The following is a 25,098-nucleotide window of genomic DNA, read 5'->3' on the forward strand; positions in this document are numbered from 1 at the left end:
ACCGGGCTTTCGACGGGTCCGGTCCGGGCCGGGGCTGTGTGCAAAACCACACGGGCAACGATCGGGTCAAGGAAACGGACTAGGGGGTTCCGATTTCGAGGCCGGCCGGGCTTGAATGCGTGGCCTCGTCTTCGCACCACCCCCGCTGAAGGCAGCACCCGACACACATGATCAGAAAACGTAAGGATTCGATCCATGACGTCGCAGACGACTCTGGCCGGACCGGGCCAACAGCCCGGCGAGCCGGGTAAGCCGGGATCTCCGGACGGGCTCCAGGCCGGCCTCAAGAACCGCCATCTCTCAATGATCGCCATCGGCGGCGTGATCGGAGCGGGCCTCTTCGTCGGCTCCGGAGCGGGCATCGCCGCCGCGGGACCGGCCATTCTCCTGTCGTACGCGCTGGTCGGCCTGATGGTCGTCTTTGTCATGCGAATGCTCGGCGAGATGGCCGTCGCCCGGCCGAGCTCGGGTTCCTTCTCCGCCTACGCCGACCAGGCCCTGGGCCGCTGGGCCGGCTTCTCCATCGGCTGGCTGTACTGGTTCTTCTGGGTCGTGGTGCTCGCCGTCGAGGCCACGGCGGGTGCCAAGATCCTGGAGAGCTGGGTCCCGGGCGTGCCGCAGTGGGCATGGGCCCTGATCGTCATGGTGGTGCTGACGGCGACCAACCTGGTCTCCGTCGGCTCGTACGGCGAGTTCGAGTTCTGGTTCGCCGGGATCAAGGTCGTGGCGATCGGCGCGTTCGTCGTCGTCGGCCTGCTCGCCGTCTTCGGCATCCTGCCCGGCTCGGACAACGCGGGCTCGGGCCTGGCCCACCTCACGGACACCGGCGGGTTCTTCCCCGAAGGGCCCGGGGCCATCCTCACGGGTGTGCTGATGGTCGTCTTCTCCTTCATGGGCAGCGAGATCGTGACGCTGGCGGCAGGCGAGTCCGAGGACCCGCGCCGCGCCGTCTCCAAGGCCACCAACAGCGTGATCTGGCGTATCGCGATCTTCTACCTGGGGTCGATCTTCGTGGTCCTCACGCTGCTGCCGTGGAACGACCCCTCGATCGTCGAGGACGGTTCGTACGTCGCCGCGCTGAACGCCATCGGCATCCCGCACGCCGGCCAGGTCATGGACGTCATCGTGCTGACGGCCGTGCTCTCCTGCCTCAACTCCGGCCTCTACACGGCCTCGCGCATGGCCTTCTCGCTGGGACAGCGGGGGGACGCGCCCAAGGCGTTCGCCACGGTGAACAAGCGGGGCGTGCCGCAGGCGGCGATCCTGTCGTCCGTGGTGTTCGGCTTCGTCGCGGTGTTCTTCAACTACCAGTGGCCCGACACGGTCTTCGCCTTCCTGCTGAACTCCTCCGGTGCGGTCGCACTGTTCGTGTGGCTGGTGATCTGCTTCACCCAGCTGCGGATGCGCGGCATCATCCTGCGCGAGTCGCCCGAGAAGCTCGTCGTACGGATGTGGCTCTTCCCGTATCTGACCTGGGCGACCATCGCGATGATCTCCTTCGTCCTGGTCTACATGCTGACCGACGACGCCGGGCGCGAACAGGTGCTGCTCTCGCTGCTGGTCGCGGCGCTGGTCGTGGCCGTCTCGCTGGTGCGCGACGCCCGCAGCCGGAAGGCGGAGGCGGCCTCGCCGGCCGAGTGACCCGCACGCGCACCTGACGGCGGAGGCCGGGTGCGCCAGGAAACACCAGAGGCTCGCCGGTCCCGTCAGGACCGGCGAGCCTCTTCGGTTCGGACCCGCGGTGTCAGCCGCGGCGCCCGATGAGCTTCCAGGACGCGGGCAGGGCGCCCATGGCCAGCGCGGCCTTGAGCGCGTCACCGATCAGGAACGGCACGAGACCGGCCGCGACCGCGGCGCCCATCGACATGCCGGTGGAGAGCGCCAGGTAGGGCACGCCGACCGCGTAGATGACCAGGGAGCCGACCGCCATCGTGCCCGCGGTGCGCAGGACGGACCGGTCACCGCCCCGGCGGGCCAGGCCGCCGACGACCGTGGCGGCCAGCAGCATGCCGAGGACGTAGCCGAAGGAGGCACCGCCCGGTCCCGAGGTGCCCTCGGAGAACCACGGCATGCCGGCCATGCCGACGACCGCGTACAGGGCGAGGGAGAGGAAGCCGCGGCGGGCGCCGAGGGCGGTGCCGATGAGCAGTGCGGCGAAGGTCTGGCCGGTGACGGGGACCGGGGAGCCGGGGACGGGCACGGCGATCTGGGCCGCGATGCCGGTGAGCGCGGCGCCGCCGGCGACCAGCGCCGCGTCCACGGCGTAGCGGTGCCGGGCTGCGGGCAGCAGGTCGGCGAGGACCGCTCCGGAACGGACGGGGGCGGCAGCAGTGCTCATCGGGACTCCGCGGGTGAGGTGGGCAGGCAGGACTGGAGGCGACGTTAGCCGACGGCACATCCCCGGATCACCATCAGCCGCCCACAAAGCGGCGGTTGAGGAGTTAGTCGGGTTCACACAAAGATCGGGACGCAATGACCCCTCGGCGTGATGCTGGTCACGGAGGTGGGGGTGTGCCCGGCACTCCGTTCGGGAAGGAGCGCCGGGCCGTGAGACTGTAGGTTCCCCATAAATGATCCGAGAGTGACCGCAGCTCATGCACGACGTGCCCCCCACGCACTCCCCCGTACGGTCCGAGCCCCTGGCCCACGGTCTGAAGCAACGGCATCTGACGATGCTCGGTCTGGGCGGGGTGATCGGCGCCGGTCTCTTCGTCGGATCGGGCGCCGGGATCGCGGTCGCAGGGCCGGCCGTCGTCGTCTCGTACCTGATCGCGGGCGGGCTGGCGATGCTGGTGATGCGGATGCTCGGCGAGATGTCGGCCGCGATGCCCGCGTCGGGGTCCTTTTCCGTCCACGCCGAGCGCGCGCTGGGCCGGTGGGCCGGCTTCAGTGTGGGCTGGCTCTACTGGTTCATGCTGGTGGTGGTGCTCGCCGTGGAGGCGACGGCGGCCGCGCAGATCGCCCACGCCTGGGTGCCCGCGGTGGACCAGTGGCTCTGGGTGCTGCTGTTCATGGTGGTGTTCACCGTGGCCAATCTGACGGCGGTGAAGAACTTCGGCGAGTTCGAGTTCTGGTTCGCCGCCCTGAAGGTGGCCGCGATCGTGGCCTTCCTGGTCCTCGGCCTGCTCGCCGTCCTCGGTGTCCTCCCGGACACGGACCCGGTGGGCCTGATCAACCTGACCGGCCAGGGCGGCTTCCTGCCGAACGGCTGGGACGGCGTGGTCTCCGGCGTACTGACGGTGGTGTTCGCCTTCGGCGGCCTGGAGGTCGTGACGATCGCGGCGGCCGAGACCGACGATCCGGCGCGCGCCGTGGGGCGTGCGGTGCGCAGTGCCGTGGTGCGCATCCTCTTCTTCTACGTCGGTTCGATGCTGGTGATCGTGACCGTGCTGCCGTGGACCGCGCAGCAGGCGGGGCTCAGCCCGTATGTGAAGGTCCTCGACTCCCTCGGGGTGCCGTCGGCCGGGCAGATCATGAACATCGTGGTGTTCGTGGCACTGCTCTCGGCGCTCAACGCCAACCTGTACGGCTCGTCCCGGATGATCTTCTCGCTGGCCGAGCGCGGCGAGGCGCCGCGCGGGCTGCTGAAGGTGTCCGGCGGGCGGGGCGGCGGAGTGCCCCGCCGGGCGGTGCTGGCCTCGGTGGCCTTCGGCTTCGTCTCCGTACTGCTCAATCTCCTGTGGCCCGACACCGTCTTCCTGTACATGCTCAACTCCGTCGGGGCGGTTCTGCTTTTCGTCTGGGGCCTGATCGCCGCCTCGCAGCTGCGGCTGCGGCGCCGGCTCGAACGGGAGGCGCCGGGCGCCCTGGCGCTGCGGATGTGGTGCTTCCCCTATCTGACGTGGCTGACACTGGCCGGTCTGCTGGCCGTCCTGCTGCTGATGCTCACCGATGACGCGGCGCGCCCCCAGGTGCTGTGGTCGGCGGGGGCCACCGCCCTGGTGCTGCTCGTGGCAGGGGTACGGGAGCTGCGGACGAAGGTGTAGGCGGGTGCACACCTTGTGTGAGCCCGGTGACCGTATAGCGGACAACGGTTCCCCGTGGTCGGGGCTCGTGGCCAGACTGTGGGCCGTCCCCTGTCCCGACCAGTGAACAGAGCCTGTCCATGTCCCGGACCTCCGCGCCGCCCCCCACGGACGCCGCCCCCACCGCCGACTCCGCGCTCACCCACGGCCTCAAGCAGCGCCATCTGTCGATGATCGCCCTGGGCGGCGTGATCGGGGCCGGACTCTTCGTCGGCTCCGGCGCCGGCATCGCCGCGGCCGGCCCCTCGATCGTCGTCGCGTACGGCGTCTCCGGGCTGCTGGTCATGTTCGTGATGCGGATGCTCGGCGAGATGTCCGCGGCCAATCCCGCGTCCGGCTCCTTCTCCGTCCACGCGGAACGGGCGATCGGACCGTGGGCGGGCTTCACCGCCGGCTGGTCCTTCTGGGTGCTGCTCTGCGTCGCCGTCGGGCTGGAGGGCATCGGCGCCGCGCAGATCGTCACGGGCTGGCTGCCGGGTACGCCGGAGTGGGCCTGGGTCGCCCTGTTCATGGTGATCTTCCTCGGCACGAACCTGGCCGCCGTGAAGAACTTCGGCGAGTTCGAGTTCTGGTTCGCCGCGCTCAAGGTCATCGCGATCACGCTCTTCCTCGTGCTGGGCGTCCTCGCGATCCTGGGCGTACTGCCCGGCACGGGCTCCCCCGGCACCTCGAACCTCACCGGGGACGGCGGCTTCATGCCGCACGGCTCGGAGGGCCTCATCATCGGCCTGCTCGCCTCCGTCTTCGCGTACGGCGGCCTGGAGACCGTCACCATCGCCGCCGCCGAGTCCGAGAACCCGGTCCGGGGCGTCGCCAAGGCGGTGCGTACGGCGATGTGGCGCATCGCCGTCTTCTACATCGGCTCGATGGCGGTCATCGTGACCCTCGTGCCGTGGGACGACCCCACGGTCGCCGAGGTCGGCCCCTTCTACGCGATGCTCGACCACCTCGGCATCAGCGGCGCCGCGGAGATCATGAACGTGGTCATCCTGGTCGCCCTGCTCTCCGCCATGAACGCGAACATCTACGGCTCCTCGCGCATGGCCTGCTCGCTCGTCGCCCGTGGCCAGGGCCCGAAGGTGCTCGGCAGGATCTCCTCGGGCGTCCCGCGCAACGCCGTGCTCGCCTCGTCCGTCTTCGGCTTCCTGTGCGTGCTGCTCAGCTACTGGCGCCCCGAGGACGTCTTCCCCTGGCTGCTCAACATGATCGGCGCCGTGATCCTGGTCGTCTGGATCTTCATCGCCGTCTCCCAGCTGATCCTGCGCAGGCGCACCGAGCGCGAGGCCCCGGACCGGCTCGTCGTCCGGATGTGGCTCTTCCCCGGTCTGACGATCGTGGCGCTGGTCGCCATGGCCGGCATCTTCGTCCTGATGCTGCGCCAGCCCGACACCCGCGACCAGCTGCTGGCGACCGGCGCGCTCACCGCGGTGCTGATCGTGACCGGCCTCGTGCGGCAGAAGCGGGCGGAGCGCCGCGCGCCTGCCGGGAGCTGAGCGCGCGGCCCGCCCCTGCCCGCGACGCGCCTCAGCCCGCCTGGGCCCGCAGGAGCACCTCGCCGGCCTCGGTGCGGAAGTAGAGCACCGAGCGGCCCGACCTGCGGCGCCCGGCCAGGCCACCGTCCAGCAGCACCTTCAGATGGCGCCCCACCGATCCCAGCCCCTGTCCGGTCAGCGCCACCAGTTCCGTGGTGCTCCTGGGGCGGTCGAGCAGCACGAGGACACCGGCCCGCGCGGGCCCCAGCAGCCGGCCCAGGCTGTCGGGGACGGCGGGCCGGTCCGCGTCCGAGAGCGTGCCTGAGCAGGCGTACACGACGGCGTACCGTCGCGCGGCGGCGTCCCAGGAGACCCAGCCCTGACGGGGCGTGACAGGGACGAACACCAGCTGTACGCCGGCGAGTTCACGCGGCGGGTAGTCGCGCGGGTTCACCTGGAGGCGGCTGCCGCCCAGCCAGCGCATGCCGGGGTTCAGCGTGTCCAGGGCGGCCGCCCAGCCGCCCTGGCTCAGCTGCCCCGCGCGCGCCACGACGTCCGCCTCGATGATCCGGCGGCGGCGCGGCCAGTCGGGGAGCACGATCCGCTCCCAGACCCACTCCAGCAGTCCGGCGGCCTTCCGCGGCAGGTCATCCCGGTGGAGAACGGCCGGGAGCGGACCGCCCCTGGACACCTTCAGATCGGCACGGGCCTGCTCCGGGGAGGTCGCGCGCACCCGGGCCAGATCCTGGGCGAACGTGGTCCCGCCGGCGGGTGTGGGGGTGAGGAAGTCCGCGATCCAGTGGCCGCCGAACCCGGTCCGTACGAGCTCCGCGGTGACCGGGTCGCCGGCCAGCCGCTCCCGGTAGGCGGGCCGGTGGGTGTCGGACCAGGCCCGCTCGGCCGGGTTGGTGGCCGCTCCACGCTCCAGGAACTGGAGGGCCGCGGTGGCCTCGGCCAGTTCCGACACGACGAAGCGCCCGGCGGCCAGGGTGTCCGCGTTGACCTGCCACCAGCCCATGGTTTCGCCTCCGCGCGAAACGGTAACGGCTGTGCGGGACCCCGGCCGAGACTTCCCGGCATGCTCACCTACCGGGAAGTGTTCCGTGTGCCGCAGTTCGGGCCCCTCTTCGCGACGAGCGCGCTGCAGGGCGCCGCCTCGACGACGAGCGGGCTGGCCCTGGGTGTCCTCGTGTTCACCACGACCGGCTCGCCACTGCTCTCCGCGCTCTCCATGTTCGGTGCCTCGCTCGCCCAGCTGATCGGCGCGACCCTGCTGATGTCGGCGGCCGACCGGCTCCCGCCGCGCGGAGCGCTGAGCGGCGCGGCGCTCGCCTTCGGCGTCGGGACCGCCGTCCTGGCCGTCCCCGGGCTGCCGCTGCCCGTGGTGTTCGCGGTCGTCCTGGGCGAAGGGGTCGTCGCGGCGGTGACCGGCGGGGTGCGGTACGGACTGCTCAACGAGGTGCTCCCCAAGGACGCCTATCTGTTGGGGCGTTCGGTGCTCAACATGTGCTCCGGCACCATGCAGGTCTGCGGTTACGCGGCCGGGGGCGTGCTGGTCGCCACGCTCTCCCCGCGCGGCACGCTGCTCATCGCCGCGGCCCTGTACGCCGCCGGCGCCACGGCGGCATGGTTCGGCCTCGCGCGCCGTCCGCCCCGGGCCACCGGGCGGCCGTCGGTGGGCGAGACCTGGCGGACCAACGCACTGCTGTGGTCCTCGGCCCCCCGACGGCGCGTGTACCTCTCGCTCTGGGTGCCCAACGGGCTGGTCGTCGGCTGCGAATCGCTCTTCGTGCCCTACCGGCCGGACCGGGCGGGACTCCTCTTCGCCTGCGCGGCGCTGGGAATGCTGGCCGGGGACACCGTGACGGGCCGCTTCGTGCCGCCACGGTGGCGCGGACGGCTGGGCACCCCGCTGCTCCTGCTGCTGGCCGCGCCCTATCTGCTGTTCGCCCTGCGCCCGGCGCTGCCCCTGGCCCTGGTCCTCGCGACGGTCGCCTCCACCGCCTTCTCCGCGAGCCTGGTGTTCCAGGAGCGTCTGATGGCGCTGACTCCGGACGCGATGACGGGCCAGGCCCTCGGTCTGCACTCCTCCGGGATGCTCGCCATGCAGGGTGTGGCGGCCACGCTCGCGGGGGCCCTCGCCCAGCGGTCGTCCCCCGCGACGGCGATCACCGTGATGGCGGCGGCTTCCCTCGTGGTGACCCTGGCCCTGGCGCCCGGACTGCGGCGGGACCGTCTACAAGGCGCGCCGACGGAGGTGGCCGTCACCCGAGACGGAGCTCCAGCAGCGGCAGTTCGCGCCCCGGGACCGAACCGGAAGGGGTAGCGCCGATCCGCACCGCGCCCATTGCCTCGTAGAACGGCTCGGCGTTCGGATCGGCGTCGATGGTGAGCCGTACGAAGCCCAGCCGGCGGGCGCGCGCCACGGTGTGCTCGAACAGGAGCCGGCCCACGCCCCGGCCGATGGTGTCCGGCTCCACGAACATCATCGCCAGTGCGCCCCGGGGCGGTTCCCCGGCGAGGGTGGTGAAGCCCAGCACGCGGCCGTGCTCCTCCGCGACCACCACTCGGCCACCGGCCGTGTCGCCGGGACGGACCGTCAGTTCGTCGCGGCAGGCCGCCATGAACGCCTCGTCGTAGCCCCAGTGGGCCTTGGACCGCAGGGCGAGCGCGGTCAGCGCCGCGGCGTCCCCGGGCCGCCCGGGTCGTAGGTGCATGCCTTCCTCCTGTGCCGGCTGCCGAGTACCGTACGCGTGGCCGTACATGAGGCAGCAAGGTTCCGTCCGTCCCGGCGTGACCCCGTGTGGCTTCGGTGGTCGCTCCGCGCGCCTCCCGAGGAGCCCGCATGGCTTTCCAGCACCCGCGCCGCCGCTCGATCCTTCTGGCGACAGCCGCAGTCTCCGCCGCGGCGGCGGCCCCCGCCGCCGCCTCCGAAACGCAGGGGGGCCGCAGGGGCCCGCTCGTCATCGGCCACCGGGGCGCCGCCGGGTGGCGGCCCGAACACACCGCCTCCGCCTACACCTTCGCGGTGCGGGCCGGGGCCGACTGGATCGAGCCGGATCTGGTCCCGACGAAGGACCACGTCCTGGTGGTGCGTCACGAGAACGAGATCTCGGGCACCACGGACGTGGCCCGGCACCCGGGGTTCGCCGGCCGCCGCACCACGAAGACGGTGGACGGCCGCGCCGTCACCGGCTGGTTCACCGAGGACTTCACCCTCGCCGAGCTGAAGACGCTGCGCGCGGTGGAGCGGCTGCCCCTGGTCCGCAACCGCAACACGGTCTTCGACGGCCGTGAGCAGATCATGACCTTCCAGGAGGTCATCGACCTGGCACGCGCCCTGTCGAAGGAGCACGGACGCCGGATCGCGGTCTTCCCGGAGACGAAGCACCCGACGTACTTCCGCTCGATCGGCCTGCCCCTGGAACCACAGCTCGTCCGGGCCGTACGCCGCAACCGGCTGACCGCACGCGACTGCGTCGTCCAGTCCTTCGAGCCGTCCAGCCTCCGCGAGGTGGCCGCCGCGCGCCTCGGACTCCCGCTGTGGCAGGCGCTGGGGACGGGCGGCGGACCGTACGGCCACCCGGTGACGTACGAGGAGATGAGGACACCGGCGGGGTTGCGCGAGATCGCCTCGTACGCCAGGTGGATCGGCCCCGACAAGTCCTCGCTGGCCCCTCCGCTCACCCTGCTGGAGGATGCCCACGCCGCCGGGCTGAAGGTCGGGGCGTACACCTTCCGCGCCGAGAACCGGTACCTCCCGGCCGAGTACCGGAAGGGCACCGCGCCGGACGACTTCGGCGAAGCGTTCGCCGAGTACGCCTTCCACTTCGGCCGTGGCGTCGACGCCGTCGTGACCGACTTCCCCGACCTGGCGGCCATCGCCCGCGACGCCCTCCGGACCTAGGACGAACGGCTGATCACCTTCGGGCCCTCCTCCTGCTAGCCTGCAATTGCGAAGGACTTGCAATAACCACCAGGTAGCAGTTGGAGGGTTCGAACCCATGGCCACGTACACGCTTCCGGAACTCCCGTACGACTACGCGGCGCTCGAACCGGTCATCAATCCGCAGATCATCGAGCTCCACCACGACAAGCACCACGCCGCGTACGTCAAGGGTGCGAACGACACCCTGGAGCAGCTGGAAGAGGCCCGGAGCAAGGATGCCTGGGGCGCGATCAACGGCCTCCAGAAGAACCTCGCCTTCCATCTCTCCGGCCACATCCTGCACTCGATCTACTGGCACAACATGAGCGGCGACGGCGGTGGCGAGCCCCTCGCGGCGGACGGTGTGGGCGACCTGGCCGACGCGATCGCGGACTCCTTCGGCTCGTACGCCGGCTTCAAGGCCCAGCTGACGAAGGCCGCGGCCACCACGCAGGGCTCCGGCTGGGGCGTCCTCGCGTACGAGCCGGTCAGCGGGAAGCTGATCGTCGAGCAGGTCTACGACCACCAGGGCAACGTCGGTCAGGGCTCCGTCCCGGTCCTGGTGTTCGACGCCTGGGAGCACGCCTTCTACCTGCAGTACAAGAACCAGAAGGTGGACTTCATCGAAGCCATGTGGCGCGTCGTCAACTGGCAGGACGTGGCGAAGCGCTACGCCGCCGCCAAGGAGCGCGCGGACGTGCTGCTGCTCGCTCCCTGATCCGCCGGAGCGACCCGAGCGTCCTGCCTCGTGATCGTCTTCTCAACCTTCACCGGGCAGGCGGATGGACGGAGAGCCCCCGCGAGGACATGACTCGCGGGGGCTCTCCCATGCCCACGCCTGCGCCGCCGGCCTTCAGCGTGTCGGCTCGGAGATCTCCTGGGTGCCGACGACGGCGAGCAGGTCGAGGAGTGCGGCGCTGTCGGTGCCGACCGCGGGAGTGAACCAGAGCAGCCGCTGCCGGCCGTCCTCGCTGAACAGGTTGAGGCAGTTGACCTCGATCAGGCCGAGGGCGGGGTGGTCGATGCGTTTGCGGTCGTCGCGCCGGAACGCCACGTCGTGGTCGGCCCACAGGGCGGCGAACTCGGGGGAGGTGCCGAGCAGCGAGCCGATCATCGAGGCGGCTTCGGAGTCCTTGGCATCCCGTCTGGCGGCGGCTGCCCGCAGGTCGGCGACGAAGGCCCGGGACTGGGTCTCGTGGTCGGCTTCGGGATACAGCCTCCGGGCGTCGGGCTCGGTGAACCACCGGTGGACGAAGCTGGCCCGGGGGCCCCGGAGGCCGGAGTGGTCCCCGAGCAACGCCACGGCGAGCGGGTTCTGCACGAGGGTGACGTGCAGGTCGGTGATGACCTGTGCGGGCGTCGACGTCAGACGGGTGAGCAGGTCCAGCATGCCGGGATGGATGTGCGCGGCGGGTGTGCTGTGCACGGGCACCGGGCGGTCCGCCAGGCGGTAGAGGTAGTCGCGCTCGTCAGCGGTCAGGCGCAGTGCCCTCGCCAGCGCGGCGATCATCTGCTCGGACGGCTGGGAGCCGGCTCCGCGTTCGAGTTCGTTGTAGTAGTCCACCGATGCTCCGGCGAGCTGGGCGACCTCGTCGCGGCGCAGCCCGGGCACCCGGCGCCGGGGTCCGGAGGGAAGGCCGACGTCGGCCGGGCGGATGCGGTCACGCCGCGACCGCAGGAAGGTCCCCAGCTCGGTGTACTTCACAGAACCCATGCCCCCATTGTGCGTCGGGCCCGGCCACCGACCCAGGGGATGGCGTCCCCTGGCTCCGCCGGCCGGGGCGGCGCATCGTGGAGGGCATGACTACGAACCACCCCACAACCACTCCCCCTCAGGCGGCGGCGCGGGTCGCCCTCGTCACCGGCGGATCCCGCGGCATCGGCCGGGCGGTCTCCCACCAGCTCGCCCGGGACGGCCTGGCCGTCGTGGTGAACTACGCCCGCGACGCGGCTGCAGCCGAGGAGACGGTGTCGGCGATCACCGCCGCCGGCGGGCGGGCGATCAGCGTGCGGGCCGACGTGGCGGACGAGCACGCGGTCGCCGCGCTGTTCGACCGGGCGGAGCAGGAGTTCGGCGGCGTGGACGTCGTCGTCAACTGCGCCGGCCGGCTCGCCCTGTCCCCCATCGCCGACCTCGACCTGGCGGTGCTCGACGACGTGCACCGCACCAACATCCGCGGCACCTTCGTCGTCGCCCAGCAGGCCGCCCGGCGACTGCGCGCGGGCGGCTCGTTCGTGGGGTTCTCGTCCTCCGTGGTCGGCACCTGGTTCCCCGCGTACGGCGCCTACGCGGCGAGCAAGGGGGCCGTCGAGGCGATCACGCTGATCCTCGCCCGCGAGCTGCGCGGACGGGACATCACCGTGAACACGGTGGCGCCCGGTCCCACGGCCACGGACCTGTTCCTGGAGGGCAAGACGCCCGAGCAGATCGACCAGCTCGCCATGACCCCACCGCTGGAGAGGCTGGGGACCCCGGAGGACATCGCCCGGGTGGTCGCCTTCCTCACCAGCCCGGCAGGGCACTGGGTGAACGGCCAGATCCTGCGGGCCAACGGGGGCATGGTGTGACGGCGCAGCCCGACGCCGCGGTGATCACCGGCGTACGACCGGATCCGCGCGGGGTCTCCCCGCCGCACCGGCACGGGAGAACCCCGAGAACCCCGAGAACCCCGAGAACCCCGAGAACCGCAGACCCCGCCAGGAGAGACACGCATGCCTTTCGCCCACTTCAAGGTCCCTGCGGACACCGTCACCGCCGAGGACAAGAAGAAGATCGTCGAGCGCACCACCGAGCTGTACGTGGAGATCTACGGTGAGCGGGCACGTCCCACGGTTGTCGTACTCGTCGACGAAGTGGCCGACGGCGGCTGGGGTGTCGCCGGCGGGGTCCTGACCGCCGCCATGCTCAACGGCGACACCTGAGCCTCACCCGCGGGAAGGCCCCGGCCCCTGGTGAGTCACCAGGGGCCGGGCGCCCGCATCCACGGCGTGGTCAGTCGAAGACCGGGCCCTGCGTGCGGGTCCGCTTGATCTCGTAGAAGCCGGGGATCGAGGCCACCAGCAGGGTGCCGTCCCAGAGCTTGGCGGCCTCCTCGCCCTTCGGGGCGGGGGTGACGACCGGGCCGAAGAAGGCGATCTGCTCGCCGTCGGCGCCGGGCACGGCGATGACCGGGGTGCCGACGTCCTGGCCGACCTTGTCGATGCCCTCCTGGTGGGAGGCGCGCAGCTCCTTGTCGTACGCGTCGGAGTCGGCGTACTCCAGGAGCTCGGCCGGCAGGCCGACGTCCGCGAGCGCGCCCGCGATCGCCTCGCGGGTGGGGCCCTCCCCGTTGTTGTGGAAGCGGGTGCCGAGGGCGGTGTACAGCGGGCCGACGACCTCGTCGCCGTGCTTCTGCTGGGCGGCGACGACGACACGGACCGGCGCCCACGCCTGGGTGCGCATCATGTCCTGGTACTCCTCGGGCAGCTCGTCGAGCTTCGGCTCGTTGAGCACGGCCAGGCTCATCACGTGCCAGCGCACCTCGACGTCGCGGACCTTCTCGACCTCCAGCATCCAGCGGGAGGTCATCCAGGCCCAGGGGCAGAGCGGGTCGAACCAGAAGTCGGCCGGGACCTTGCCGGTCGTGCTGTTCTCGGGCATGTCTCTCCTCATGAGGTCGGTCTGCGCCTGTGAGGCGGAACACCACGAGGCCCTCCGGCCATTCCCGTGCGCGGGCGCAGAACGGCGCATGGGAGGATCGAAGGTCTTCGAACGAGACACAAAGGAGTGCTCCGTGCCCGGTGAGAACCTGTCCCGCGACGAGGCCCGCGAAAGGGCCGAGCTGCTGACCGTCGACGGTTACGAGGTCGCCCTCGACCTCCGCTCCGCCGTCGGTGAGCCCGACGGGGGCGACGAGGCCGGTCCGCGCACCTTCCGCTCGCAGACCACGATCCGCTTCCGCTCCGGCCGTGCGGGTGCCTCGACCTTCGCCGATCTGATCGCCCCGTCCGTGGACGCGGTGACCCTGAACGGCAAGGACCTGGACCCCGCGGCCGTCTTCGACGGCGTCCGTATCGCGCTGGAGGACCTCGCCGAGGGCGAGAACGTCCTGGTGGTCGACGCGCGGTGCGCGTACAGCCGGACCGGCGAGGGCATGCACCGCTTCGTCGACCCGGAGGACGGCGAGGTCTACCTCTACACGCAGTACGAGCCGGCGGACGCGCGGCGGGTCTTCGCCAACTTCGAGCAGCCCGACCTCAAGGCGCCCTACCGGTTCGAGGTGACGGCGCCCGAGGGCTGGCGGGTCTGGAGCAACGGCGCGGAGGAGTCGCAGGAGGGCGAGGTCCACCGGTTCGCGGAGACGCTGCCGATCTCGACGTACATCACGGTGGTCGTCGCCGGGCCGTACCACTACGTGAGCGACCACTACTCCCGTACGTTCGACGACGGCTCGAAGCTGGAGATCCCGCTCGGCGCGATGTGCCGCAAGGGTCTCGCGCGCCACTTCGACGCGGACGACGTCTTCCTGCTCACCAAGCAGGGCCTGGACTTCTTCCACGACAACTTCGACTACCCCTACCCCTTCGGGAAGTACGACCAGGCGTTCGTGCCCGAGTACAACCTCGGCGCCATGGAGAACCCGGGCCTCGTCACCTTCCGCGAGGAGTACATCTACCGCGGGAAGGTCACCTCGGCCTCCTACGAGCGCCGGGCCAACGTCATCCTGCACGAGATGGCGCACATGTGGTTCGGCGACCTGGTCACCATGCAGTGGTGGGACGACCTGTGGCTGAAGGAGTCCTTCGCCGACTTCATGGGGACGTTCTCGATGGTCGAGGCCACCCGCTTCACCAACGGCTGGACCACCTTCGCCAACAACCGCAAGGCGTGGGCCTACCGGGCCGACCAGCTGCCGTCCACGCACCCGGTCACGGCCGACATCCGTGACCTGGAGGACGCCAAGCTGAACTTCGACGGCATCACGTACGCCAAGGGCGCCTCGGTGCTCAAGCAGCTCGTGGCCTATGTCGGACGGGACGCGTTCCTGGAGGGGGCGCGCCGCTACTTCAAGCAGCACGCGTACGGCAACACGCAGCTGGGCGACCTGCTCTCGGTGCTGGCCGAGACGTCCGGGCGCGACATGAGTGCCTGGTCGCGCGCGTGGCTGCAGACGGCGGGGGTCAACGTCCTGACGCCGGCCGTGACGTACGACGGTGAGGGCCGGATCGCGGAACTGTCCGTGACCCAGGAGGCCGCCGCCTCCCACCCGGAGCTGCGTCCGCACCGGGTCGCGGTGGGCCTGTACCGGGTCTCCCCGGAGGGGGAGCTGGTGCGGTACGCCCGCGCCGAGACGGATGTCGCCGGTGTACGCACCGTCGTCACGGAGCTGGCCGGGGCCGAGAAGCCCGATCTGGTGCTGGTCAACGACGACGACCTCACCTACTGCAAGGTCCGCCTCGACGAGGGGTCCCTGGCGACCCTGCGCGCGCACCTCGGTGACATCACCGATCCCCTGGCGCGGGCGCTGTGCTGGTCGGCCCTGTGGAACCTGACGCGGGACGCGCTTCTGCCGGCCCGGGACTTCGTCGCGCTGGTGCTGGCGCACGCCGGCCGGGAGAGCGACATCGGTGTCCTGCAGATGCTGCACGCCTGGGCGCAGTCGGCGCTGGTGCACTACGCCGCGCCGGCCTGGCGTGAGGAGGGCGGCCGGGCGCTGGCCGAGGGCGCGCTTGCGGAGCTGCGGCGCGCGGAGCCGGGCAGCGAGCACCAGCTGACGTGGGCGCGGTTCTTCGCCGCCGTCGCGGCGTCGGACGCGGACTTCCAGCTGCTGGGCGAGCTGCTCGACGGTTCGGCCGTGATCGACGGCCTGGACGTCGACCAGGAGCTGCGGTGGGCGTTCCTGTCCCCGCTGGCCTCGCACGGCAGGGCCGACGAGGCCGCCGTGGACGCCGAACTCGCCCGGGACGACACGGCGTCCGGCAAGCGGCACCACGTGCGGTGCCTGGCCTCGCGTCCCTCCGCGGCGGTCAAGGCGCAGGCGTGGGCGACGGTCGTGGAGTCGGACAAGCTGTCCAACGCCTTCGTCGGCGCGACGATCGCGGGCTTCGGGCAGCCGTCGCAGCGTGAGCTGCTGGCGCCGTACACGGCCTCGTACTTCGAGGCGATCGAGCGGGTCTGGACCGAGCGTTCCATCCAGATCGGCATGGACGTGGTCAAGGGCCTGTTCCCCGGGCTGCAGGACGACCCGGCGACCCTCACCGCGACGGACGCGTGGCTGGCCTCGCACCCGGACGCGGCACCGGCGCTCCGGCGCCTCGTCCTGGAGGCGCGGGACGATCTGGCACGGGCGCTGCGGGGTCAGGAGCGCGACGCGGCGGCGTGAGATTCCGGCGCGCGCCCCGCACACGTGTGTGGGGCGTGCGCCGCACAATCCCCGTCGCGACCGCCCTTTTCGGCAATCGAACTGCCGTGCTTCAGTACGGCGTCGTCCTGGAATGTCGACGGGCGTGTAACACGGGTTATCGCACCGCGAGGGTGCGGAAGCCTCCACGGCATGAACCGGAACACCCCGCTCTCCCCGCGCCCCGTCCACGAAGCGGCCCACCGCGTGCAGTCCGCCGCGCAGCTGCGTTCCCAGGGCGTGACGGCCGCGCAGACCGCGGCCCAGTGCCTGCCCGGCGGTCCGTGGCAGCAACTGCTGCCCGGCGTGTACCTCCTGCGCCCGGGACCGCCCACGAACGACGACCGGGTGCGCGGCGCCCTCCTGTACGCCGGTCGGCCCCCGGCGGGCGCCCGGCGCACCGTGCCGGTGCAGCCTGGGCCCGGTTACGGTGAGGCCATGGTGACGGGCCTGGCGGCGCTGGCCCTGTACGGCTTCACGTCGGCTCCCCCGGTGATCGCGCTGCACCGGATCGACGTGCTGGTCCCCCGCACCAGGCGGCTGCGCTCCACCCGCTTCGTCCAGGTCACCAGGGCTGCCGTCCTGCCCCGGCCGCTGCGCAGGCTCGGGGTGCCGCTCGCTCCGGTGGAGCGGGCGCTCGCCGACGCGCTGGCCTCGCTCACCGACGCCTCGACCGTGCGCCGGATCCTGACGGAGGCGGTACGCGGCGGGTACTGCGAACCGGCGTCCGTGGTACGGGAGCTGAACGACGCGAAACTGCTGGGCCGCCCGCACGTGGTGGACGCCGTGGACGCGCTGCTCGTGGAGGGCCGGGCGATGGCGGAGGGCCGGCTGTACGAGATGGTGCGCGCCCACCGGCTGCCCCAGCCGCTGTGGAACGTGGAGCTGTCGCTGCCGGGCGGCAGCCCCCTGGGAGGGGTGGACGCGTACTGGCCGGAGCAGGCGGTCGCGCTCGAACTGGGCGTCTGCTCACCCCGGGAGGAGCAGGTCGCCTTCGCCGCCGAGCGGGAGCACCTGGAGCGGCTCGGGGTGACGGTGGTGCGGGTGACACCGAAGCAGCTGCGCGACTCGACGGAGCAGCTGTCGGTGGTGCTGCGCACGGCGATGATGGCGGCCGAGGACCGTGAGCCGGCCGCGTACGTCGTGGTCCTGCCCAGGTGAGTGGCGTAATCGCACAGGTGGCGGATCTACGCCATGTCACTTTCTCGTCCCCGCCAAGTCTCCACAAACCCCTGTCATTTACGAAAGGCTGAGCGGTCATCGGGTACCGAATTCCGGACTCTCTCTTTCTTTCACAAAACAGGGATGCTGATGACCAAGGAATCCCCCGGCTCCATACCCGGGGCGAGACGCGCGGCGCGCATCGCGGCCGCAGCCGGACTGGCGGCCGCGCTGGCCGCCACCGGCGCCGCCCCGGTCTTCGCCGCCGACGACCCGGCGGCTTCCCCGGTGAAGCCCGCCGCCGCGAGCGCGAAGGGCGACAAGCTGGGCGAGGCCGACGCCGATGTGCTGGCGAAGGCCGAGGCCAAGGGCGAGAAGAACATCACGATGATGGTCGCCACCACCCCCGGTGCGACCGAGCAGGTCGCCGACCAGCTGGACGCCGTCAAGGGGTCCGTGCTGGGGCAGACGTACGACAAGCTCGGCTACGTCCGGGCGACCGTGCCGACCGCGACCGCCGAGGCCACCATCAAGGCGGCGCAGAAGCTGTCCTCGGTCCACGGCATCGATCTCAAGCAGGAGATCAAGCTGGACGACCCGACGCCCACGGGTGACCGGGCGGCCGGCGCGAAGCAGCTGAAGGCCACGGGCAGTTACGCGGCGCCGAACAAGAGGACCCCGGCGAAGAACCCGTACAACCCGTCCTTCGAGACGGGCGCGGTCGACTTCGTCCAGCAGCACCCGAAGGCCGACGGCCGCGGGATCACCATCGGTGTCCTGGACTCCGGTGTCGACCTCGGTCACCCCGCGCTGCAGAAGACCACCACCGGCGAGCGCAAGATCGTCGACTGGGTGACGGCCACCGACCCCGTCAGCGACGGCGACGGGACCTGGCTGCGGATGGACCAGGCCGTGTCCGGCCCGACGTTCACGAGCGGAAGCACGACGTACTCCGCGCCGAAGGGCTCGTACGCCTTCCGCGTCTTCAAGGAGTCGGCCACCCGCGGCGGCGACATGGCGGGCGACCTCAACCGTGACGGTGACACCACCGACCAGTGGGGCGTGCTGTACGACCCGGTCACCGGCACCACGCGCGTCGACCTGAACGGCAACGCGGACTTCGGCGACGACACCGTCCTGAAGCCGTACAAGGAGAAGCACCAGGTCTCCTACTTCGGTGAGGACGACCCGCGGACCGACGTCGTCGAGCGCATCCCGTTCGTCGTGGAGACCCGCAAGGACGTCGTCGTCGACGCGGCCGGCAACACGGCCGACTACGTCAACATCGGCGTCATCGAGAGCGAGCACGGCACGCACGTCGCGGGCATCACCGCGGCCAACGGCCTGTTCGGCGGGAAGATGAACGGCGCGGCGCCCGGCGCCAAGGTCGTCTCCTCGCGCGCCTGCACCTGGTCCGGCGGCTGCACCAACATCGCGCTGACCGAGGGCATGATCGACCTCGTCGTGAACCGTGGCGTCGACATCGTCAACATGTCGATCGGCGGCCTGCCGCCGCTCAACGACGGCAACAACGCCCGCGCCGAGCTCTACAAGCGGCTCATCGACATCTACGGCGTCCAGCTGGTCATCTCGGCCGGCAACGACGGTCCGGGCGTCAACACCATCGGTGACCCGGGTCTCGCGGACCACGTCATCTCCGTCGGCGCGTCCATCTCCAAGGAGACGTGGGCGGCCAACTACGGCTCGAACGTCACCAAGAAGTACGACATGCTGCCCTTCTCCTCGCGCGGTCCGCGTGAGGACGGCGGCTTCGCGCCGATCCTGACGGCCCCGGGCGCGTCCATCAACACCACCCAGACCTGGATCCCCGGCGGTCCGGTCAAGGAGGCGGGCTACTCCCTCCCCGCCGGTTACTCCATGCTGCAGGGCACCTCGATGTCCTCGCCGCAGGCCGCCGGTGCGGCGGCGCTGCTGCTGTCCGCCGCGGAGCAGAAGCACATCGAGCTGCCCCCGGCCGACCTGCGGACGGCGCTGACCAGCACGGCCACCCACATCAAGGGCGTGCCCGCGCACGCCCAGGGTGCCGGTCTGATGAACATCGTCGGCGCCTGGAAGCAGATCGAGAAGAAGGGCGCCGCGGCGCACGAGTACACCGTGAAGGCCCCGGTCGACACCGCGATCGACTTCGCGCTGAAGACCCCGGGCTTCGGCACCGGCCTGTACGACCGTGAGGGCGGCCTGAAGGCCGGCCAGAAGAAGTCGTACGACGTCACCGTCACCCGCACCACGGGGCCGGACAAGGCCGTGAAGCACAAGCTGTCCTGGAAGAACAACGACGGCACCTTCAAGCTGACCGGTTCGAGCACCGTCTCGCTGCCGCTCGGCAAGCCGGTGACCGTCAAGGTCCAGGCGAAGCCCCGCACGGCGGGCGTCCACAGCGCGATCCTGGTGGTGGACGACAGGAAGACCACCGGCGTGGACCAGCAGATCCTCTCCACGGTGGTCGTCGCCAAGGACCTGGTGAAGCCGGGGTACGCGTTCTCGACGAGCGGCTCGGTGCAGCGCAACGGCACCACGTCGTACTTCCTGAACGTCCCCGAGGGCGCCGAGACCCTGGAGGTCGCGATGAGCGCCCTGCGCTCGGGCAGCCAGACGCGGTTCATCTCCATCCACCCGTACGGGGTCGCGGTGGAGGACAGCTCCACGGTCTACTGCTACCCGAACTACGAGAACCCGGCCAACACCTGCCGTCCGGACACGCGCTCCTACAAGGACCCGCAGCCCGGCGTCTGGGAGATCGAGGTCGAGTCGCGCCGTACGTCGCCGCTGCTGGACAACCCGTACAAGCTGGACGTCTCGCTGCTCGGTGCCTCCTTCGACCCGGCGGTGCAGACCATCGCCGAGGCGAAGATCGGCACCCCGGCCGCGGTGGACTGGACGGTCACCAACAACGCCGGCGACCTGGAGGGCTCCCTGAAGGGCGGCACCCTGGGTTCGGCCGACGTCGAGCGTCCGTCGATCTCCACCGGCGGCGAGTACACCAAGACGGTCACCATCGGTGAGGGCGTCGAGAAGCTGGACGTCGCCATCGGCAACACGTCGGACGCCAACGCCGACATCGACCTGTACGTGTACAAGGGCGCCACCGAGGTCGGTGCCTCGACCACGGCGGGCTCGGAGGAGTCGGTCAGCCTGGTGAACCCGTCGGCCGGCACGTACACCGTCGTCATCGACGGCTACTCGGTCCCGGCCGGGACCACCGAGTACGACTACCGCGACGTGTACTACGCACCGTCGCTCGGCGAGATCAAGGTCGACGAGTCCAAGGCCGTGAACCTGGCCAACGGCGCGTCCGCCGAGGTCGGGGCCGAGGTCGTGGTCGCCGGAGCGGCTCCCGAGGGCCGGCAGTTCTTCGGCGAGGTCCAGCTGGTGAACGCCCGCGGCACCGCGGCGGGCACCGGCAGCGTCGTGATCGAGAAGGTCGCGCCGTAGCCGTCACGGTGGTGTGATCCGTACGACATCGGACAACAGTGGGGCGGGTGCTCGCAAGGGCTCCCGCCCCACTGCTCCGTGCGCGCCCCGTCCGCCTGTCGGACAATGGATTGGACAAGGAAGCCCGGGACATAAGCATCATGGACCGGCAACCGTGCCCGTTCGTCGTGTGAGGGAGTTTCTGTGAAGGTCGGAATCGTCGGCGCCACCGGTCAGGTCGGCACAGTCATGCGCAGCATCCTGGCCGAGCGGAAGTTCCCCGTCGCCGAGATGCGTCTCTTCGCCTCCGCGCGTTCCGCGGGCTCCACCCTCGCCTACGAGGGCACGGACATCACGGTCGAGGACGCCTCCACGGCGGACTACACCGGCCTCGACATCGTGCTCTTCTCCGCCGGTGGCGCGACCTCGAAGGCACTGGCCGAGAAGGTCGCCTCGCAGGGCGCCGTCGTGATCGACAACTCCTCCGCCTGGCGCAGGGACCCCGAGGTCCCGCTGGTGGTCTCCGAGGTCAACGCGCACGCGGTCAAGGACCGCCCCAAGGGCATCATCGCCAACCCGAACTGCACCACGATGGCCGCCATGCCCGTGCTGCGCCCGCTGCACCAGGAGGCGCAGCTCGACGCGCTGACCGTGGCGACCTACCAGGCGGTGTCCGGTTCCGGGGTCGCCGGTGTCGCGGAGCTGCACGGCCAGGCGTCCAAGGTCGTCGCGGAGGCGGACAAGCTGACGCACGACGGCGACGCGGTCGACTTCCCCGAGCCTGCCGTCTACAAGCGCCCGATCGCCTTCAACGTGCTGCCGCTGGCCGGCTCGATCGTGGACGACGGTTCCTTCGAGACCGACGAGGAGCAGAAGCTCCGCAACGAGTCCCGCAAGATCCTGGAGATCCCGGAGCTCAAGGTGTCCGGCACCTGTGTCCGGGTCCCGGTCTTCTCCGGCCACTCCCTCCAGATCAACGCCCGTTTCGCCCGTCCGATCAGCGTCGAGCGCGCTTACGAGCTGCTGAAGGACGCCGAGGGCGTCGAGCTCTCGGAGATCCCGACCCCGCTCCAGGCGGCCGGCAAGGACGCCTCCTACGTGGGCCGCATCCGCGCCGACGAGACCGTCGAGCACGGCCTGGCGCTGTTCGTCTCCAACGACAACCTGCGCAAGGGCGCCGCGCTCAACGCGGTCCAGATCGCGGAGCTGGTGGCGGCGGAGCTCAAGGGCTGAGTCATTCGTCCCCGAACAGGGCGGTCACCGGTCTCCGGTGGCCGCCCCTTTCGCGTCCCGCCGGGCGGCGCTCACTGCGCCCTGCGGTCCGCTTCCTGGTCAGCCGCCCTCAGCAGGCCGATGGCCACGTGGAGCACGGCGGACCGGGAAGGCAGGCCGGCCGCCGCGGCATACGCGTCGAGGAAGTCGATGTCCTCCTGCGGCAGATTCACGGTGATTCTCATTCCACCCATTCTGTCGGAAATCCGATTCCTCTGAGTGCCACTGTCCGCCCCGTCGCACCTCGAAGTGGAAGCACCCGTACTCCACCGCCCGCACATGCGCCAGCACCACCTCCGGGTCGGCGAAGGCCTCCGTCAGCGCTTCCTCGAAGCCCTTCTCCTCGTCGGCCGGGATCTCCAGCAGCCGGCCTCCGACGATCCTGCCGTCCGCGTCGTAGCGCCGGACCGTGCGCAGCGCGCCCGCCCGCGAGAACGGGTAGCCGGTCCGGTCCGCCGCCGGGCCCTCGCACTCCTCGGCGTGGATGAAGACCGGGCCCTGCTCGTCGTACGCCCCGGGGCGCGCCCAGGTCTCCGCCGCCCAGCGCCGCAGCGGCGCGTACGCCACGAGGGCGATCAGCTCCCCGGGACGTGCGCCGCGCAGGCAGCAGCGGAGGGGCTCACCGCCCTCCGTCGCCGTGTACGGGACGCAGGGACGTCCGGCGTCGTCGGTCGTGCGGAGCTCTTTCAGAGCGTCCGGCCCGATGGGCCGTGCCTCGTGAGTGGTCATGAACCGAGGGTCGCCCGGCCGACTCCGCCGGTCCGGCGGAAAACGGACATCGCGCTGCGCCCGTCCCGCGTGGAAGGATGGCAAAAAACATCGCATATCAAGGAGATGACCGCGTGCCTGGCACGAATCTGACCCGCGAAGAGGCACAGGAGCGGGCGCGCCTGCTGACCGTGGACGCGTACGAGATCGATCTCGACCTCTCCGGCGCGCAGGAGGGAGGCACCTACAGGTCCGTCACCACCGTGCGCTTCGACTCCGCCGAAGCCGGGGCGGAGACCTTCATCGATCTGGTCGCCCCCGCGGTGCACGACATCGTGCTGAACGGCAAGGACCTGGACGTCGCCGCCGTCTTCCGGGACTCCCGGATCACGCTGAAGCACCTCCGGGCCGGAGCCAACGAGCTCAAGGTCGTCGCCGACTGCGCGTACACGAACACCGGCGAGGGACTGCACCGGTTCGTCGACCCGGTCGACGAGCAGGCCTACCTCTACACCCAGTTCGAGGTCCCGGACGCCCGCCGGGTGTTCGCGAGTTTCGAGCAGCCCGACCTGAAGGCCACCTTCCGGTTCACCGTGAAGGCGCCGTCCGGCTGGACCGTGATCTCCAACTCGCCGACGCCGCAGCCCGAGGGCGACGTCTGGTCCTTCGAGCCGACGCCGCGCATCTCGACGTACATCACGGCTCTGATCGCCGGTCCGTACCACGCGGTGCACAGCAGCTACGAGAAGGACGGCCAGTCCGTGCCGCTCGGCATCTACTGCCGGCCGTCGCTCGCCGAGTACCTCGACGCGGACGAGATCTTCGCGGTCACGCGGCAGGGCTTCGAGTGGTTCCAGGAGAAGTTCGACTACGCGTACCCCTTCGCCAAGTACGACCAGCTCTTCGTCCCCGAGTTCAACGCCGGGGCGATGGAGAACGCGGGCGCGGTCACCATCCGCGACCAGTACGTGTTCCGTTCCAAGGTCACGGACGCGGCCTACGAGACGCGCGCCGAGACCATCCTCCACGAGCTGGCCCACATGTGGTTCGGCGACCTGGTCACCATGGAGTGGTGGAACGACCTCTGGCTGAACGAGTCGTTCGCCACGTACACCTCCATCGCGTGCCAGGCGGACGCCGAGGGCTCGAAGTGGCCGCACTCCTGGACCACGTTCGCCAACTCCATGAAGACCTGGGCGTACCGGCAGGACCAGCTGCCGTCGACGCACCCGATCATGGCGGACATCCAGGACCTCGACGACGTCCTGGTGAACTTCGACGGGATCACGTACGCGAAGGGCGCCTCGGTCCTGAAGCAGCTCGTGGCGTACGTCGGCAAGGACGCCTTCTTCCAGGGCGTCCAGGCGTACTTCAAGGCGCACGCGTTCGGGAACACGCGCCTGTCGGACCTGCTGGGCGCGCTGGAGGAGACCTCCGGCCGTGACCTGAGGACCTGGTCGAAGGCGTGGCTGGAGACGGCCGGGATCAACATCCTGCGCCCGGAGATCGAGACCGACGGGAACGGTCACGTCACCTCCTTCACCGTGCTGCAGGAGGCCCCCGCGCTTCCCGCCGGGGCGAAGGGCGAGCCGACGCTGCGCCCGCACCGGATCGCCATCGGCTGCTACGACCTCGACGCGGCCGGGAAGCTGGTCCGCACGGACCGGATCGAGCTGGACGTCGACGGGGAACGCACCACGGTTCCGTTCCCGGCCGGCACGGCGCGACCGGCGGTCGTCCTGCTCAACGACGACGACCTGTCGTACGCGAAGGTCCGCCTCGACGAGGAGTCGCTGCGGGTCGTCACCGCGCACCTGGGTGACTTCGCCGAGTCCCTGCCGCGCGCCCTGAGCTGGGCCTCGGCCTGGGACATGACGCGCGACGGCGAGCTGGCGACGCGCGACTACCTGGCGCTGGTCCTCTCCGGTATCAGCAAGGAGACGGACATCGGCGTCGTCCAGTCGCTGCACCGCCAGGTGAAGCTGGCCCTGGACCTCTACGCCGCCCCGGACTGGCGCGAGGCGGGTCTGAACCAGTGGACCGAGGCGACGCTCGCGCACCTGCGCGCGGCGGAGCCGGCCAGTGACCACCAGCTGGCCTGGGCCCGCGCCTTCGCCGCGACGGCGCGCAGCCCGCTCCACCTGGACGTGCTGCAGTCGCTGCTGGACGGCACCCAGGAGATCGAGGGCCTGGCCGTCGACACGGAGCTGCGCTGGGCGTTCGTTCAGCGCCTCGCCGCGACGGGCCTCATCGACGAGGAGGAGATCGCCGCCGAGTACGAGCGCGACAGGACGGCCGCGGGCGAGCGCCACGCGGCGTCCGCACGCGCGGCCCAGCCCTCCGAGGAGGCCAAGGCCGAGGCGTGGGCCTCGGTCGTCGAGTCGGACAAGCTGCCGAACTCCCTTCAGGAGTCGGTCATCGGCGGTTTCGTGCAGACCGACCAGCGTGAGCTGCTCGCTCCGTACACCGAGCGGTACTTCGCGGCGGTCAAGGACGTCTGGGACTCGCGCAGCCACGAGATGGCCCAGCAGATCGCGGTGGGTCTCTACCCGGCGCTCCAGGTCTCGCAGGAGACCCTGGACGCCACGGACGCCTGGCTGGAGTCGGCGAAGCCGAGCGCGGCCCTGCGCCGGCTGATGTCGGAGTCGCGCGCGGGCGTGGAGCGTGCGCTGAAGGCCCAGGCGGCGGACGCGGCGGCGGCCACCGCGTAGCGGAGCCCG

Annotated in this window: 18 protein-coding genes and 1 pseudogene; 13 read left to right on the forward strand and 6 right to left on the reverse strand. The window is 70.9% G+C overall.

Features of this window, described 5'->3' with window-relative positions; translation table 11 throughout:
- Positions 1 to 195 precede the first annotated feature (195 nt).
- Positions 196 to 1,641: an amino acid permease gene (locus AB0P41_RS02670; RefSeq protein WP_356715553.1), complete on the forward strand. Its 1,446-nt coding sequence runs from the start codon at positions 196 to 198 to the stop codon at positions 1,639 to 1,641.
- Positions 1,642 to 1,744: 103 nt separating this feature from the next.
- Here the strand turns inward: AB0P41_RS02670 and AB0P41_RS02675 are convergent, their stop codons facing one another.
- A complete protein-coding gene (locus tag AB0P41_RS02675) occupies positions 1,745 to 2,338 on the reverse strand; it encodes a biotin transporter BioY (protein ID WP_356716495.1) in 594 nt (197 codons plus the stop codon).
- Positions 2,339 to 2,594: 256 nt separating this feature from the next.
- Between AB0P41_RS02675 and AB0P41_RS02680 the strand changes: the two genes are divergently transcribed.
- A complete protein-coding gene (locus tag AB0P41_RS02680) occupies positions 2,595 to 3,986 on the forward strand; it encodes an amino acid permease (RefSeq protein ID WP_365929602.1) in 1,392 nt (463 codons plus the stop codon).
- A gap of 119 nt (positions 3,987 to 4,105) precedes the next feature.
- Positions 4,106 to 5,518: an amino acid permease gene (locus AB0P41_RS02685; protein ID WP_365929603.1), complete on the forward strand. Its 1,413-nt coding sequence runs from the start codon at positions 4,106 to 4,108 to the stop codon at positions 5,516 to 5,518.
- Between the two features lie 31 nt (positions 5,519 to 5,549).
- Here the strand turns inward: AB0P41_RS02685 and AB0P41_RS02690 are convergent, their stop codons facing one another.
- The gene (locus AB0P41_RS02690) at positions 5,550 to 6,515 is read right to left on the reverse strand and encodes a winged helix-turn-helix domain-containing protein (RefSeq protein WP_365929604.1); all 966 of its coding nucleotides are present in this window, start codon (positions 6,513 to 6,515) and stop codon (positions 5,550 to 5,552) included.
- 60 nt (positions 6,516 to 6,575) lie between these two features.
- On the opposite strand from AB0P41_RS02690, the gene AB0P41_RS02695 reads away from it, so the two are divergent.
- Positions 6,576 to 7,823, forward strand: coding sequence for an MFS transporter (locus tag AB0P41_RS02695; protein ID WP_365929606.1), 1,248 nt, complete (start codon positions 6,576 to 6,578; stop codon positions 7,821 to 7,823).
- Here AB0P41_RS02695 and AB0P41_RS02700 read toward each other — a convergent pair.
- On the reverse strand, positions 7,762 to 8,214 hold the full coding sequence (locus tag AB0P41_RS02700; protein WP_365929608.1) for a GNAT family N-acetyltransferase: 453 nt from the start codon (positions 8,212 to 8,214) through the stop codon (positions 7,762 to 7,764). The genes AB0P41_RS02695 and AB0P41_RS02700 overlap by 62 nt on opposite strands.
- Before the next feature lie 128 nt (positions 8,215 to 8,342).
- Between AB0P41_RS02700 and AB0P41_RS02705 the strand changes: the two genes are divergently transcribed.
- Together AB0P41_RS02705 and AB0P41_RS02710 are read left to right on the forward strand one after the other, a co-directional pair.
- On the forward strand, positions 8,343 to 9,404 hold the full coding sequence (locus AB0P41_RS02705; RefSeq protein WP_365929610.1) for a glycerophosphodiester phosphodiesterase family protein: 1,062 nt from the start codon (positions 8,343 to 8,345) through the stop codon (positions 9,402 to 9,404).
- A gap of 97 nt (positions 9,405 to 9,501) precedes the next feature.
- Positions 9,502 to 10,143: a superoxide dismutase gene (locus tag AB0P41_RS02710; protein ID WP_365929612.1), complete on the forward strand. Its 642-nt coding sequence runs from the start codon at positions 9,502 to 9,504 to the stop codon at positions 10,141 to 10,143.
- 135 nt (positions 10,144 to 10,278) lie between these two features.
- On the opposite strand, the gene AB0P41_RS02715 is transcribed toward AB0P41_RS02710, so the two are convergent.
- Positions 10,279 to 11,139 (reverse strand): helix-turn-helix transcriptional regulator, encoded by an 861-nt coding sequence (locus AB0P41_RS02715; protein ID WP_365929614.1) that lies wholly within the window; start codon positions 11,137 to 11,139, stop codon positions 10,279 to 10,281.
- Between the two features lie 86 nt (positions 11,140 to 11,225).
- On the opposite strand from AB0P41_RS02715, the gene AB0P41_RS02720 reads away from it, so the two are divergent.
- Together AB0P41_RS02720 and AB0P41_RS02725 are read left to right on the forward strand one after the other, a co-directional pair.
- Positions 11,226 to 11,993: an SDR family oxidoreductase gene (locus AB0P41_RS02720; RefSeq protein WP_365929616.1), complete on the forward strand. Its 768-nt coding sequence runs from the start codon at positions 11,226 to 11,228 to the stop codon at positions 11,991 to 11,993.
- Positions 11,994 to 12,137: 144 nt separating this feature from the next.
- The gene (locus tag AB0P41_RS02725; protein ID WP_356716514.1) at positions 12,138 to 12,347 is read left to right on the forward strand and encodes a tautomerase family protein; all 210 of its coding nucleotides are present in this window, start codon (positions 12,138 to 12,140) and stop codon (positions 12,345 to 12,347) included.
- 70 nt (positions 12,348 to 12,417) lie between these two features.
- Here AB0P41_RS02725 and AB0P41_RS02730 read toward each other — a convergent pair whose 3' ends face one another.
- Positions 12,418 to 13,065, reverse strand: a complete 648-nt coding sequence (locus AB0P41_RS02730) for a DsbA family protein (RefSeq protein ID WP_356716516.1) — start codon at positions 13,063 to 13,065, stop codon at positions 12,418 to 12,420.
- A gap of 133 nt (positions 13,066 to 13,198) precedes the next feature.
- Here AB0P41_RS02730 and pepN (AB0P41_RS02735) point away from each other — a divergent pair, with 133 nt between their 5' ends.
- From pepN (AB0P41_RS02735) to AB0P41_RS02750, 4 genes are all read left to right on the forward strand, one after another.
- Positions 13,199 to 15,787, forward strand: a complete 2,589-nt coding sequence (gene pepN, locus AB0P41_RS02735) for an aminopeptidase N (protein WP_365929619.1) — start codon at positions 13,199 to 13,201, stop codon at positions 15,785 to 15,787.
- Between the two features lie 171 nt (positions 15,788 to 15,958).
- Positions 15,959 to 16,966 (forward strand): hypothetical protein, encoded by a 1,008-nt coding sequence (locus tag AB0P41_RS02740; RefSeq protein WP_365929621.1) that lies wholly within the window; start codon positions 15,959 to 15,961, stop codon positions 16,964 to 16,966.
- Positions 16,967 to 17,110: 144 nt separating this feature from the next.
- The gene (locus AB0P41_RS02745; RefSeq protein ID WP_365929623.1) at positions 17,111 to 20,419 is read left to right on the forward strand and encodes a S8 family serine peptidase; all 3,309 of its coding nucleotides are present in this window, start codon (positions 17,111 to 17,113) and stop codon (positions 20,417 to 20,419) included.
- A 183-nt stretch (positions 20,420 to 20,602) separates the two neighbouring features.
- Positions 20,603 to 21,631 carry an aspartate-semialdehyde dehydrogenase gene (locus AB0P41_RS02750; RefSeq protein ID WP_365929626.1) on the forward strand — a complete coding sequence of 343 codons (1,029 nt, stop codon included), beginning with the start codon at positions 20,603 to 20,605 and terminating at the stop codon, positions 21,629 to 21,631.
- Between the two features lie 273 nt (positions 21,632 to 21,904).
- Here the strand turns inward: AB0P41_RS02750 and AB0P41_RS02755 are convergent.
- Positions 21,905 to 22,399 (reverse strand): annotated as a pseudogene (locus tag AB0P41_RS02755) (DUF1203 domain-containing protein); the annotation flags it as partial.
- Positions 22,400 to 22,512: 113 nt separating this feature from the next.
- Between AB0P41_RS02755 and pepN (AB0P41_RS02760) the strand changes: the two are divergent.
- A complete protein-coding gene (pepN, locus tag AB0P41_RS02760) occupies positions 22,513 to 25,089 on the forward strand; it encodes an aminopeptidase N (protein ID WP_365929628.1) in 2,577 nt (858 codons plus the stop codon).
- The last annotated feature ends 9 nt before the right edge of the window (positions 25,090 to 25,098 follow it).

This window comes from Streptomyces sp. NPDC079167 (genome assembly GCF_040686735.1).
In the GTDB taxonomy this organism is placed as follows: domain Bacteria; phylum Actinomycetota; class Actinomycetes; order Streptomycetales; family Streptomycetaceae; genus Streptomyces.

Bases quoted from the DNA above. Each gene is read 5' to 3' on its own strand.
- AB0P41_RS02670 (WP_356715553.1), top strand. From the start codon at position 196: ATGACGTCGCAGACGACTCTGGCCGGACCGGGCCAACAGCCCGGCGAG.
- AB0P41_RS02675 (WP_356716495.1), bottom strand. From the start codon at position 2,338: ATGAGCACTGCTGCCGCCCCCGTCCGTTCCGGAGCGGTCCTCGCCGAC.
- AB0P41_RS02680 (WP_365929602.1), top strand. From the start codon at position 2,595: ATGCACGACGTGCCCCCCACGCACTCCCCCGTACGGTCCGAGCCCCTG.
- AB0P41_RS02685 (WP_365929603.1), top strand. From the start codon at position 4,106: ATGTCCCGGACCTCCGCGCCGCCCCCCACGGACGCCGCCCCCACCGCC.
- AB0P41_RS02690 (WP_365929604.1), bottom strand. From the start codon at position 6,515: ATGGGCTGGTGGCAGGTCAACGCGGACACCCTGGCCGCCGGGCGCTTC.
- AB0P41_RS02695 (WP_365929606.1), top strand. From the start codon at position 6,576: ATGCTCACCTACCGGGAAGTGTTCCGTGTGCCGCAGTTCGGGCCCCTC.
- AB0P41_RS02700 (WP_365929608.1), bottom strand. From the start codon at position 8,214: ATGCACCTACGACCCGGGCGGCCCGGGGACGCCGCGGCGCTGACCGCG.
- AB0P41_RS02705 (WP_365929610.1), top strand. From the start codon at position 8,343: ATGGCTTTCCAGCACCCGCGCCGCCGCTCGATCCTTCTGGCGACAGCC.
- AB0P41_RS02710 (WP_365929612.1), top strand. From the start codon at position 9,502: ATGGCCACGTACACGCTTCCGGAACTCCCGTACGACTACGCGGCGCTC.
- AB0P41_RS02715 (WP_365929614.1), bottom strand. From the start codon at position 11,139: ATGGGTTCTGTGAAGTACACCGAGCTGGGGACCTTCCTGCGGTCGCGG.
- AB0P41_RS02720 (WP_365929616.1), top strand. From the start codon at position 11,226: ATGACTACGAACCACCCCACAACCACTCCCCCTCAGGCGGCGGCGCGG.
- AB0P41_RS02725 (WP_356716514.1), top strand. From the start codon at position 12,138: ATGCCTTTCGCCCACTTCAAGGTCCCTGCGGACACCGTCACCGCCGAG.
- AB0P41_RS02730 (WP_356716516.1), bottom strand. From the start codon at position 13,065: ATGCCCGAGAACAGCACGACCGGCAAGGTCCCGGCCGACTTCTGGTTC.
- AB0P41_RS02740 (WP_365929621.1), top strand. From the start codon at position 15,959: ATGAACCGGAACACCCCGCTCTCCCCGCGCCCCGTCCACGAAGCGGCC.
- AB0P41_RS02745 (WP_365929623.1), top strand. From the start codon at position 17,111: ATGCTGATGACCAAGGAATCCCCCGGCTCCATACCCGGGGCGAGACGC.